The sequence below is a fragment of the Priestia aryabhattai genome, assembly GCF_023715685.1.
GTDB classification, from domain to species: Bacteria; Bacillota; Bacilli; order Bacillales; family Bacillaceae_H; genus Priestia; species Priestia aryabhattai_B.
Map to the genome: position 1 here is coordinate 1 of NZ_JAMBOQ010000022.1, position 11,413 is coordinate 11,413.

An 11,413-nucleotide genomic window follows, 5' to 3' on the forward strand; every position below is an offset into this window, starting at 1 on the left:
CTTTATATGAATATTGCTTATTGATGTAGAAATCTACAGCTTTTAACTTTGTTTCAAGTGTGTGTTTTGACATAAAAAACTGCACCTCCAATTATTAGTTTTTGTCTAACAATTGGGGTGCAGTTCAACTCCCATAGGGTAGTTTTTTCATTTGCTGTTAGTATATTTTTTAGGTGATTGGAACAAAATGTAATCGAATACCTTCCGACATTGGTATTTGCAACCTATTTTTTTAAATGAAAAGCTACTGTTGAGGCACAGTAGCTTTTCTATTTCAGGCTGTATATGCCGTGTTTTATGATAGAATGATGCCTCTTTTTATCAACAATGTGTCAGTAATGCTACAATATGTTTCATTTTCTATACATACGTGTATCAAAGGTTATAGGACATCGTTCTCATGGTATACTGTCGATTAATGACAAAACATTGTATATGCAGCATGTTTTGTTCATTTTCTGCTTTGGAGGGGCAATTTCATTATTTATTGTTCCTCCTTCTTATTTTATATAAAAAACAATGAATTACTCTCCAGAGTACTGTTATTCTTAAGTCAAGGGAGTTGAAATATTGTGAAAAAAACAGAGCACATCAAGAGGTATGAGCAAGGTATTACTAGTAAGTTTGCTGTGTACAGCTTTCCATATGTTTATGACTTTTCTATTTACGCTATTGACATCTTTTATACTGATACAGAAGACTACTTCTTTGGCTGTGCTAGAAACACTAAACTTGAAAGATTCTTTACTCGTAAAATCTACCAAGATGAACTGGGGTATTATTTCAAGTATGCTCAAGAAAAGGTCTATCTCAACAGTTTTAATCCAATAAAGAACAATAAACTACAGTTAGCTCAATGAGCTGGCTTTTTTTATGCCCTCCAAGACAAATGACCTATCCTATCGCCATTATGAGAAGTAAATACTAAAAATATCAGCATGATTAAACCTGCTGTTTTATTTGATATGAATACTTTTCTTTTGTTCGAACATTCTATTATTTAAGAAACCCTGGAATGTTTACTCTAAAATATAAAGGTGGATCCAATATAAATGAATAATAAGGTTTATATGGTCTTTCGCACATTCTTCATTGTTTGCATTGTTCCCTTTACTATTATCTTTCTTACCGATTTTTCGGTAAAAATAACCAGTAAGAGAAATTAATTTATATTCTTCCCCCACTATAAACGGATAATAAATAACAACTTGAGCAAACTACTCATGCTAGTTACTTCATCGACTTATCACTTTGTAGACAGAAAAACTACCTTCCGTTGCCGCGTAGATAGTTTTTTTGTTTTTAACCTGTATATGGTATACAGCTTTAGTTAACATAATGTTCCTTCTAGGTACTTATAAAGTAAAGTGAAAATATAAATCGTAGTGAGTAATATCAGAAAAAACCCTCTGAAAAACGTCACAATAACTTATACGTACTTCTTAAATACGAACTAGCCTTGAAGGCTATAGGAGCAGGCTTAAGCCTGTTTTTTAGGTGGAATTTAGGTGATCTCTCCGTTCCCTGAACTAAAAATGAATATATCAGCTTAATTCTGCTCATTTTAATCATAGAGAATTAAAACTAAGGGGTTATGGAATGATACTACAGTCTTCTATTTTTACTGATTTCTACAAAAAATCTGTGGATCTTAATAAACAAATTTTGCACGCATGGGTTGAACATTCATTATTTGCTTGGCGCTGGTGGCTAGGTATTTTACTTATCGTTATTTCATTAACGCTTTGGATAAAGTATAGAAATCGAGAAAGTGCTGATCGATTACAATATGCTGGTTTATTTGTAGCTTTGGCTTCTTCAAATCTAGATTATATCGGAACATTTTTTGGGTTATGGAAATATGACTATGAGATATTTCCGGTCATATCGCATTACATTCCTTTTAGTTTTTTTGTATTACCTATTACGGTAATATTTCTTCTCCAAATAAGGCCAAGAACTAACCCTCTTTTAAAATCTCTAGCGTATTCCATTTTTTCCGTAATTGCTCTTCCGATTGTACATTGGATTGGGATATATGATCCTGTTAAATGGCATTACTTCTATTCATTCATAATACAATTTTTCATTTATTTAATTGCCCATTATATAAGTGGTACAGATAAATTTAAAAAGCTTTACTCTACCTAATGGGAGGGATTACTTCTGACCCACATAAAATTTTGCGATTAGAGCAAACTACACAAGACGCTCTGCAACGTCAGCTAAATATTGATTACCATTCAGGAAAGAAAAAAAATTACTGATCACACACCAGTAGTTTTTTCTTTTTTTAGGCTGTATATGATATACAGCTTTAGTTGACATAATCACAGTTATCAACAAGTACATATTCCTTAAAAAACTCTTGGGAACATTAATTTATGGAGTTGATTGTAATGAATAATAATCAACAATCAAATAAAACTCCAGTAGGAACAAATGCCGAAAAAGCCAAACACCAAAACGCTACATATGCATCTAATAAATTCGAATCAGAATTTGCTGGTGAAACAGATTTACAAGAAGCAAAAATAGAAAAAGCTTATATAGAAGGTAAAGAGAGTCAAAAAGATAATCAATTCGACTATATTCCTGGGGCTACATGAAAATTAACTACTACAGGTATATTTTTTACTGAGAAATATGTATGCTCATATTTTGATTATGTTACTTTTAATGCAATTATCACTATATCTCCTCTATCCATTCTCTCTAGGCATTGTTTTATCTCTATCTCAGATAATCCTAATGAGTGCATTTTCTTCCTAAGTTCTTCTTCTCGTGAACGAAATACATTTGCTATTGAATCAAAGATATGTTGTTCTGCTAGCCCAACATCACTTGTACCTGTGATATTCATTAAATTCTTCGAATTTTCCCTGTTATAGGTAAATAAGTAGATATCATTTCTTGTAAATCCTTCTTGTAAAAAGGTCTCAATTGCTTTTTTTGTCTCTGCACCATTTTTGGCTATGCTATAATGGTATTATTCAATTTAAAATTCCTCCTAAATAAAAGATATTTCTAAGGTAGAGTTATCACTTTACATCTTTGAATAGGATAAAAGAGCAGTGAAGTGACTGCTCTTCTTAAATGAGTAAATACTAATTGTTATCTTTTTTCGTATATATCTCAATGTTCTTTTAATCAGGTTTATAAATTTTAAAATAGTGTTAAAACTAGTCTATTGCATTCTCAACAGTATCTATTTGATGATTCATATCTGTTTTCTTATCTTTTCGATGATCAATACGTATGTTTGTGATAATTCGATTAGGACCACTTGAAATTGCTTCTTGATGTATGTCTTTTGCTACTTGCCATAATTGTTCAAGATCTCCTTCTATTATGGTAGAAGTGGGTGTTATATCATAATGTAATTCCTTCCCCTTAAGCTTACGTACAGCATTAATCACTTCTGAACTAAAACTTGTTGAGTCTGTTCCAACAGGTATAATACTTATTTCTAATAAAGGCATCCTATTTACTCCTTCTTCGTTTTTTAATACTGACAAGAAACTATTTATAGATAGAATCTCTGGTTTTTATTTATTAGGTTCAGCAGGAACTGAAATGTCCTCAAGAGCTTTACCTGCTTCTTTATTTGAAGTATTACTTACTGCTAAATCTCCCAAAGAAACCATTCCGATCAGTTTTCCATCCTCTACAATAGGAAGTCTGCGTATTTGATGATGAGACATGATTTCTGCAGCCTGTTCTACAGACATGTGTTTTGTTCCGGTGATCACGTCAGTGGTTATCATTTCAGATATCTGTGTATTCGCATTGAAATTGTTAGCTAAGCCGTTGACCACTAAATCACGATCCGTTATTAATCCTATTAGCTTATCATCTTCACAAATTGGAATAACTCCTACATCTACATTCTTCATCATGTTAGCTACCTCACCACAAGAACTTTTAAGGTTACACGTCTCAATATTTGAGGTCATTACTTCTGTTATGTTCATAATAATTCCTCCTTTATTGAATAATCGTCTTATTTCACTCTATTCCCGTACATCATCTTCTAAAACGTAAGCTTGAGTTTTAGTAAACAGCTTTAGATTTTAATGGGAAGAAAATGAATTGTGGATTGGGAAAATTCATGGCATTTTATCAGTTAGTAAAAAAATGATTTTCATTTCTTGAAAATGGGTATATATCATTTAACTACAAAGGAGGTTTTTTTATGAAAAATGTAAGAGTAGTAGAAAACGGAGTTCAAGCAAAAGAGGTAATTGAACAATTTTTAAATCGAGGATATACGAAAGATGAATTATATTTATTAGCTCACGATAAAAATCGTTCTGAAGATTTAACAGAAGCATTAGATACGAACAACATTGGGGTCTCAGAACAAGGAGCATTTGATTTAGTAGCCAATGTATTCCGGTCCCGTGGAGATGAATTACGTTCTAAAATTCAATCTTTAGGATTATCGGATGCTGAAGCTCAACAATATGAAAGAGAATTAGATAAAGGACGTGTAATAGTAGTTGCAACAAAAGCAGGTTAATCCAAAAAGGAGGATTTTTGCAACATTAGTTGCAGGATGTATTTAAAAATATAAAAGAGGACCCTCATTAACGGGTCCTCTTTTATTAACTATTAATTACATTCCCTTCAGTAGGAATCGGATGATTTTTTAATAATTTTGCAAAATGCATTAGATTATGGGCCATTATTTTCACATGTTGCATGGTAAAATCATTTTTATTTCCTTCAGCTTCAATAAAGGATGGTCCTGGCCCTGCTTCTCCTACCCAATACGTGTCCACATTAGGGGGAATGGTAAACCCTATATGAGATAATGCATAGATGACTGAACGTGAAACGTGTTTGGCACCATCCTCATTTCCCGTCACAACCACTCCACCTACTTTGTTGTAATAAATGTATTGTCCCTTATTATTTGTTAGGCTACTTCCACCATAAAGCCTTTCTATAATTTGGGTAGTAATACTACTTTGCTCGCCTAGCCAAATAGGAGAGCCTATTATGACAATATCTGCTTCCTTTACTTTTTCAAAAATAGAAGGCCATTCATCTTCATTATTTACTGCTTTTTCTGAAATTCCGTGTCCAATCGTATAATCTGCTATGGTTATAACTTCTGTTTGCACCTCATTCTTCTCAAATATCTTCACCACTTCACCAATTAACGCACCTGTGTTTGAGACTTCAGAACTTTTCTTTAACGTACAATTAAGTACAAGAGCTTTCAGTTTCATACTGATTTCCCAACTCCTTATAAATAGGTATTACTCTGGATATTCCCCCATAGAAAAGAAAAAAACACGCAAATTTGGTAGGATTACAAGTCTTCATTCGGCCAGTAAGTAAGGATGACTGCTAGTAATTTTGCTATATTTGCATTAGTTTTATTTTTTCTTGTTCCTTTTTTAAAACTGATATAAAAACCATCATTAAAAAAAGCCCGTAGTTTTCTCTATATTTAGACTTTATACTCTATAGATTTTCAGTTGTTATAATGTAGATTATAGGAAATGAAAAGTAGCCGTATAAATAAACAGCTACTTTTTGTACTAATAAATTATTTATTATATGTCGTATCGGTATGTCCATAATTATCAGTATTAAAAACGTGTTTATCTAGATACTTATGGAAGAACCATTCACCGAGGGCTATAACAATTGCCGATACTACAGAACCCTGAATAATAGTGCTGGTATTTCCAAAAAGAGATGCCCCCATTATCCAAATTACTAAAAAAGACAAAATGAGATCAGAAATTGTAGCGACAATGTTTCGTTTTTTGTAGTCTGAGTCATCAGCAGCATTTCGGTATACTAGCAAATCACCGAGAGCATAAGTGACAACTGTGAGGACTAAACTGATTAGCATGCTGTCACTAAAATCATAATTATAAATACCTGTAAGTATTATACCTAAGACAGCAGCGCTCATTACGAACTTTATAAAAAGAGCCTTCAAATGTTTCATCTTATCCATCACCATCCTTTTATTTTATTGTCTTTTGAAGAATAAATACCCAATTTTAAGAAAGATAATCCCTTTTAAGTTGGATAAAAATTTTTCTTTAATAAAACTAATAGTTATTTGATCTAATTCCTTAAAAAAAGCAAAAATCATCTTTTTCACTTTGTTAACCCGTAGTCTATTGTTAATAAGAATAGAATATTGGGTAAATGAAAAGTAAGTATAAAAGATCATAATAGAGGAGGAAAGCTCTATGAGTAAAAGTATTATAGGTATATATGAAACGCCGGAGGAAACATTAAATACAATTGAGAAGTTAAAGACGATAGGGTATGAAGATAATGAAATTACAGTTCTAACTAACCAAGAGACGACAGCAGGCAATCTAGCCTATAGAACGAATGTAAATGTTGATCGACTATCTTCTGTTAAACACGATGAAGTCACCCATGAAGATATGACTGGAGGGGCCCAGCCGGATTCCTTTTTAGATAAATTAAAGAAGTTTTTTTTGGTGCAAAATTACTCAAATGATGCAGATCGTGTAACGGATTTAGGCATTCCATCAGAGGAGCTGACCTCTTATAAAAAAGATTTAGATGATGGAAAGTTTTTAATTGCTGTAACCTCTCATAAATTAAGTGAAAAGGGCATAGACCTAGGGTAATATGTTTAATTTTAAAGAATGATATACTCCATAAATAAGCATCTTTCTAAGAAATTCGGCACCATAGTAAGCTAAAACTATACATCTGTTTGAAGTTTTCATATAGAGCAAGATAAAGAAGAACACTTTCAAGCTAAAAAAGGACATATAATACCTAACAATCACTTAAAGATATTTCCCATATGAACAAGAGTGACAAATTAGGCAGAGTTTTCTTTTTAGTATATAAGTTATTAATAACCTGAGCAGACTATTGAAGAAACCTTAAGGTTTCCATTTCATTGGATAATCTTAGAGAAAAAACTACTGATTTCATTTCAGATCAGTAGTTTTTTGCTTTTTTATGATGTATAGGATATACAAAGTTATTTAACATACTGAACTTTCTCCGAACCCATTTGAATTTATAATAAAAGTTGAATATATAATCAAAATCGGTTTGTTATTGAAATTTTTAAATAAGCCAAGACAGATTATAATGTCTTGGCTTATTTATATACTTATTTTATGATTGTAATAATTCTGAGAAAATTCTTAATTAAAATATGAATTGTATAGTTTAATTTATTACTATATTTCTAATATACCTACATTAAAGTAAAGGTGAAATTTCAATTATTAATTCTTTTGCAATTTATAGATTCGAGCTTCATAAGGCTATAGCTTTAACCCATGTAAATCTTCTCTTTCTACATCATAATTAGAAATCAAAAGTTTAGCATCCAGCATACTTAACTCTTCTGGCATTTCAAACATTGGAGTTCGATCAAAGAAATTCAATATAATTAAAAATTTTTCTTCACCTAACGTACGAGTATATACGTAAAGGTCTGGATCAATAGGTAATAAGAGATTATATTCTCCATAAATAAGGACATCGTGTTTCTTTCTCAATGCAATCATCTTTCGATAATAGTGAAAAATAGAACTCTTATCCTGAAGGGCTTCCTGCACATTAATTTCTTTGTAATTCGCATTTATCTTAATCCAAGGTGTACCTTGAGTAAAACCTGCAGCATGTGTATCATCCCACTGCATAGGAGTACGAGAGTTATCGCGACTTTTTCTCCAAATTGCTTTCATAGTAGAATCCAGCGAAGCTCCACTTTCCATTGCTTCCTTATAATAGTTAAGAGTCTCAATGTCTCGATAATGCTCAATGGATTGGAAATTAGGATTTGTCATGCCAATCTCCTCGCCTTGGAATATGTAAGGAGTCCCTTCTAATGTTAGCAAGAACGTTGCTAACATTTTGGCTGATTCTTTTCGATATCTTCCATCATTTCCGAAACGAGAAACCGATCGAGGTTGATCATGGTTACAGAGATAATTCGCATTCCAGCCTTGATTATGAATAATCGTTTGCCATTTACTCATTACATTCTTCAAATCTAGAAGGTTCCAAGGCTTAAATTCCCATTTACCAGTCCCTCCAGCTTTCGAATCTAATAGCATATGTTCAAAATGAAAGACCATATTCAGTTCGTGACGCTTATCTCCAATATAGTTCAATGCTTGTTCGGGTCCTAATCCCGATGTTTCCCCCACTGTCATAATATCGTATTTATACAGCACTTTCTCGTATAGATTTCTGAGTAGTGTATGAACTTTTTCTAAATTAGAAAATAGCTTATAGGCTCTTACATAAGGAAGGCTCGTTGGATTCGGCGCATCGGGAAGGTTTTCAGCTTTAACAATATGAGCTATAGCATCTAATCTAAATCCATCTACTCCTTTATCTAGCCACCAAGATACCATTTCTTCAACTTCTCTTATAACATTTTTATTATCCCAATTCAGATCTGGCTGTTGCTTAGTATAAAGATGAAGATAGTACTCGTCCGTCAGTTCATCATATTCCCAAACAGATCCACCAAAATAAGATTCCCAGTTATTCGGTGGACCTCCATTTTTACCTTTTCTCCAAATATAGTAGTCCCTCTTTGGGTTATCTATAGAAGAACGGGATTCAATAAACCAAGGATGTTCGTTCGATGTATGGTTAACAACTAAGTCCATAATAATCTTCAAATTACGTTTATGTGCTTGAGTTAATAGTTCATCAAAGTCCTCCATCGTTCCAAATTGCTTCATAATAGCGCGATAGTCACTGATATCATAGCCATTATCATGATTTGGTGACTGATAAATAGGACATAGCCAAATCACTTCAATGCCTAGCTCTTTTAAGTAGTCAAGTTTTGAAATAATACCTTGTAGATCCCCAATTCCATCACCATTAGAATCTTTAAAGCTAATAGGGTATATTTGATAAACTACACTTTCTTTCCACCACTTCTTTTCCATTGGGCAAGAACTCCTTCTTATCATTATTAATCCTAAAGTGTTTGTTATAAGTTCTCCATAACCAGCAAACTCTCTAACAGGCAAGTATAGATATTAAGTTAGTTTTAGAAATATTCTTATCTGCACAAGTATTTACCCTATGTTTTAACAGAGAAAACGTAATCATTAAGGGAGAAATAAACGATCTTATCTAATCTTTTAGCCTAAGAAAGTTAGGTTCTGGTGGAAAAACTAATTTTTATAAACTATACATTTGGAGTTTAAAAATCCACATTTTAGTTCCTTGAAAGTAAATAATTTACCTCACTTTATACGACCTTTATTCTGTATCTGAATTGGATTGGTTTCAATTCGCTGGTGAAGGATATATCTATTAGTAGAACAACATATTTTATAGGGATAGAGGAGGAAAAAGTAGTGAAAGAAATTAAAGTAGCAGAAAATAGTGGTCAGGCAAATAAGTTCATTGAAGATTTTTTTACCAATGGGTTTAGTAAAAGTGAAGTTTACTTGTTGACCTATAATAAAGAGCGTTCGGAATATTTAACAGATATAACAGATACGAAAGAATATCGAACTTCTGAACAAGGGGTTTTTGAATCCACCGTTAATAAGTTATTTTCTCGTGAAGATGAACTTCGTTCTAAAATGGCCTCATTAGGGTTAATACAAGAAGAAACTGAACGATGTGTAGGTGAAATGAAACAAGAACGTATAGTAATCATTGCAAAGAAAGGAATTTAGTGGTTCGACGGTGCAATAAATGTTGAAGAAACTAAGTAATGAAGAATAGTTGGTAAATCTTATTAGAATGTTGCTGTCTATATATAGCGTTTGTTCTTCTATGTGAATGTTTGTCTATATCCCAGAAGGGTACTGAACTAGAAGTATCTTACTAGAGTCGTTTACTAATCTTATATGGAGGTGAAAGGATAATGACTCAGTTCCTTGCTATTCACATAGGTACGTTATACTTTCCTACAAGTATTCTTCTCATTACCTTATTAGTTTTAATAGGTTTTATTATCTATTTTCTTACTAGAAGAAAAAGAAATAGAGATCACCTGATTAATTCAAAGGAGAACGGGGTAACGGAAAAAAGAGGGAAAAACAAAACCCTATAAATCTCAAGAAAGTTAACGAAGAACATAAAAAAGCTACCCTAATAGTAGCTTTTTTGTTATTTAGACTACAAATTATTTTATATGGTATACAAGTTCACTTTACGTAAGGCGATTTATAGGCACCCTCATATTAAAAGAAAGCATATCAGCAAATATAAGTAAGATTTTTCAAAAAGAGGAGTTACAAAATAAAAAAAGGGAAATGATTCTCAATTATTAGGAAAATAAAGATAAATAGTTTAGCTCCTTTTTAACGTGGAAGATAAAAAATATATTAAAAATTATTAGGAGGAATGTAAAATGACAACTAATAAAAATAATGACAAAATGAGCCGTGAAGAAGCCGGAAGAATGGGTGGCAAAGCTACAGCCAAAAATCATGATAAGGAATTTTATCAAGAGATTGGCGAAAAAGGAGGAGAAGCTACAGCTAAAAACCATAATAAAGAATTCTACCAGGAGATCGGTGAAAAGGGTGGCAAATCCAACAACAAACGTAATAATGACTAATTGTTTGTAAAATTGAATTTTTCTATTTTTACGCTGTATATGATATACATTTTTAGTTAGCATAATCAGCATTAATAGAAGCCAAATTCTTTATATATAAAGAATTTGGCTTCTATTTTTATCAAAAAATGATTAATATGTTTATTTAATAACAAAAATCAAATTAATTTGGTGTGGTTAGTTAAATAAGAATATGCAGTAATCATTACCTCGTTAGTAGGATATCATTTAATAAAGCTAGTTCTACTCTAAAAGGATCGTTAACTTTTCTAAGCTCACAATAACCAGAACTATAAATATGAATAATCTTAAATCGTTTACCGCGATAGAAAACTTCTTTATTAATTGACATACCTTCCCTCCAGATTCATTATTACAGTTTGTTCAACATATTAACCATTTTTCTTATTTGAAATTTATCTGGAATAAAATTAAGTTACTGTTCCCTTTTTTATATGTGTCAAAACATAAATTTAAATAAAAATTTAAAATACACTTCATTTTTTATGTATGTACATATTTTTTACTCCTTTGAACAAACTACTCAAGAAGCCTTAAGGCTTCCATTGCATTGGATGATCTTAAAGAAAAAACTCCTGAATAACGACAGGAGTTTTTTCGCTTTTTAAGCTGTATACGATATACAGAGTTAGTTTTCCATAATGGATTTTAGAGGAACCTACGAAAAAGAGAACCCTTGCGGCAGTAAGGGGACTGACCCCCTATAGTGAGACAAATAAAAAACACCTTTAAGTTAAAAAACGGGTATATACTACCTAACAATCACTTGGAGGTGTTTTTTCTATGGGGACAAGAGTTAGTTATCCAGCAGAGGTA

At 32.0% G+C, this 11,413-nt stretch carries 13 protein-coding genes and 1 pseudogene; 7 read left to right on the forward strand and 7 right to left on the reverse strand.

The window, feature by feature from the left end:
• Positions 1-572: 572 nt before the first annotated feature.
• The 3 genes from M3225_RS28435 to M3225_RS28445 all read left to right on the forward strand — a co-directional run bounded on the left by M3225_RS28435 (position 573) and on the right by M3225_RS28445 (position 2,609).
• Positions 573-860 carry a hypothetical protein gene (locus tag M3225_RS28435; protein ID WP_251400657.1) on the forward strand — a complete coding sequence of 96 codons (288 nt, stop codon included), beginning with the start codon at positions 573-575 and terminating at the stop codon, positions 858-860.
• A gap of 739 nt (positions 861-1,599) precedes the next feature.
• Positions 1,600-2,151 (forward strand): CBO0543 family protein, encoded by a 552-nt coding sequence (locus tag M3225_RS28440; protein ID WP_251400659.1) that lies wholly within the window; start codon positions 1,600-1,602, stop codon positions 2,149-2,151.
• A gap of 248 nt (positions 2,152-2,399) precedes the next feature.
• Positions 2,400-2,609 carry a gamma-type small acid-soluble spore protein gene (locus M3225_RS28445; RefSeq protein WP_251400660.1) on the forward strand — a complete coding sequence of 70 codons (210 nt, stop codon included), beginning with the start codon at positions 2,400-2,402 and terminating at the stop codon, positions 2,607-2,609.
• Between the two features lie 56 nt (positions 2,610-2,665).
• On the opposite strand, the gene M3225_RS28450 is transcribed toward M3225_RS28445, so the two are convergent.
• The 3 genes from M3225_RS28450 to M3225_RS28460 form a co-directional block, all read right to left on the reverse strand.
• On the reverse strand, positions 2,666-2,977 hold the full coding sequence (locus M3225_RS28450; protein WP_308215776.1) for a general stress protein: 312 nt from the start codon (positions 2,975-2,977) through the stop codon (positions 2,666-2,668).
• 205 nt (positions 2,978-3,182) lie between these two features.
• Positions 3,183-3,482, reverse strand: coding sequence for an MTH1187 family thiamine-binding protein (locus M3225_RS28455; RefSeq protein ID WP_251400662.1), 300 nt, complete (start codon positions 3,480-3,482; stop codon positions 3,183-3,185).
• A gap of 66 nt (positions 3,483-3,548) precedes the next feature.
• On the reverse strand, positions 3,549-3,974 hold the full coding sequence (locus M3225_RS28460) for a CBS domain-containing protein (protein ID WP_251400664.1): 426 nt from the start codon (positions 3,972-3,974) through the stop codon (positions 3,549-3,551).
• A 221-nt stretch (positions 3,975-4,195) separates the two neighbouring features.
• Between M3225_RS28460 and M3225_RS28465 the strand changes: the two genes are divergently transcribed.
• Positions 4,196-4,522: a general stress protein gene (locus tag M3225_RS28465; protein ID WP_251400665.1), complete on the forward strand. Its 327-nt coding sequence runs from the start codon at positions 4,196-4,198 to the stop codon at positions 4,520-4,522.
• An 85-nt stretch (positions 4,523-4,607) separates the two neighbouring features.
• Here the strand turns inward: M3225_RS28465 and M3225_RS28470 are convergent, their stop codons facing one another.
• Both M3225_RS28470 and M3225_RS28475 read right to left on the reverse strand, forming a co-directional pair.
• Complete coding sequence (locus tag M3225_RS28470) at positions 4,608-5,237, reverse strand: flavodoxin family protein (protein ID WP_285886146.1); 630 nt, start codon at positions 5,235-5,237, stop codon at positions 4,608-4,610.
• A gap of 323 nt (positions 5,238-5,560) precedes the next feature.
• Positions 5,561-5,971, reverse strand: coding sequence for a YndM family protein (locus M3225_RS28475; protein WP_308215777.1), 411 nt, complete (start codon positions 5,969-5,971; stop codon positions 5,561-5,563).
• A 250-nt stretch (positions 5,972-6,221) separates the two neighbouring features.
• On the opposite strand from M3225_RS28475, the gene M3225_RS28480 reads away from it, so the two are divergent.
• Positions 6,222-6,635 (forward strand): general stress protein, encoded by a 414-nt coding sequence (locus M3225_RS28480; protein WP_251400668.1) that lies wholly within the window; start codon positions 6,222-6,224, stop codon positions 6,633-6,635.
• Positions 6,636-7,292: 657 nt separating this feature from the next.
• Here the strand turns inward: M3225_RS28480 and M3225_RS28485 are convergent.
• A complete protein-coding gene (locus tag M3225_RS28485) occupies positions 7,293-8,942 on the reverse strand; it encodes a glycoside hydrolase family 13 protein (protein ID WP_251400669.1) in 1,650 nt (549 codons plus the stop codon).
• 417 nt (positions 8,943-9,359) lie between these two features.
• Here M3225_RS28485 and M3225_RS28490 point away from each other — a divergent pair, with 417 nt between their 5' ends.
• Both M3225_RS28490 and M3225_RS28495 read left to right on the forward strand, forming a co-directional pair.
• The gene (locus tag M3225_RS28490) at positions 9,360-9,686 is read left to right on the forward strand and encodes a general stress protein (protein WP_251400670.1); all 327 of its coding nucleotides are present in this window, start codon (positions 9,360-9,362) and stop codon (positions 9,684-9,686) included.
• Positions 9,687-10,366: 680 nt separating this feature from the next.
• Positions 10,367-10,570 (forward strand): annotated as a pseudogene (locus M3225_RS28495) (KGG domain-containing protein); the annotation flags it as partial.
• A gap of 211 nt (positions 10,571-10,781) precedes the next feature.
• On the opposite strand, the gene M3225_RS28500 reads toward M3225_RS28495, so the two are convergent.
• Positions 10,782-10,928 carry a hypothetical protein gene (locus M3225_RS28500; RefSeq protein WP_251400671.1) on the reverse strand — a complete coding sequence of 49 codons (147 nt, stop codon included), beginning with the start codon at positions 10,926-10,928 and terminating at the stop codon, positions 10,782-10,784.
• Positions 10,929-11,413 lie beyond the last annotated feature (485 nt).

Bases quoted from the DNA above. Each gene is read 5' to 3' on its own strand.
- M3225_RS28445 (WP_251400660.1), top strand. From the start codon at position 2,400: ATGAATAATAATCAACAATCAAATAAAACTCCAGTAGGAACAAATGCC.
- M3225_RS28465 (WP_251400665.1), top strand. From the start codon at position 4,196: ATGAAAAATGTAAGAGTAGTAGAAAACGGAGTTCAAGCAAAAGAGGTA.
- M3225_RS28500 (WP_251400671.1), bottom strand. From the start codon at position 10,928: ATGTCAATTAATAAAGAAGTTTTCTATCGCGGTAAACGATTTAAGATT.
- M3225_RS28455 (WP_251400662.1), bottom strand. From the start codon at position 3,482: ATGCCTTTATTAGAAATAAGTATTATACCTGTTGGAACAGACTCAACA.
- M3225_RS28460 (WP_251400664.1), bottom strand. From the start codon at position 3,974: ATGAACATAACAGAAGTAATGACCTCAAATATTGAGACGTGTAACCTT.
- M3225_RS28440 (WP_251400659.1), top strand. From the start codon at position 1,600: ATGATACTACAGTCTTCTATTTTTACTGATTTCTACAAAAAATCTGTG.
- M3225_RS28485 (WP_251400669.1), bottom strand. From the start codon at position 8,942: ATGGAAAAGAAGTGGTGGAAAGAAAGTGTAGTTTATCAAATATACCCT.
- M3225_RS28470 (WP_285886146.1), bottom strand. From the start codon at position 5,237: ATGAAACTGAAAGCTCTTGTACTTAATTGTACGTTAAAGAAAAGTTCT.
- M3225_RS28475 (WP_308215777.1), bottom strand. From the start codon at position 5,971: ATGAAACATTTGAAGGCTCTTTTTATAAAGTTCGTAATGAGCGCTGCT.
- M3225_RS28480 (WP_251400668.1), top strand. From the start codon at position 6,222: ATGAGTAAAAGTATTATAGGTATATATGAAACGCCGGAGGAAACATTA.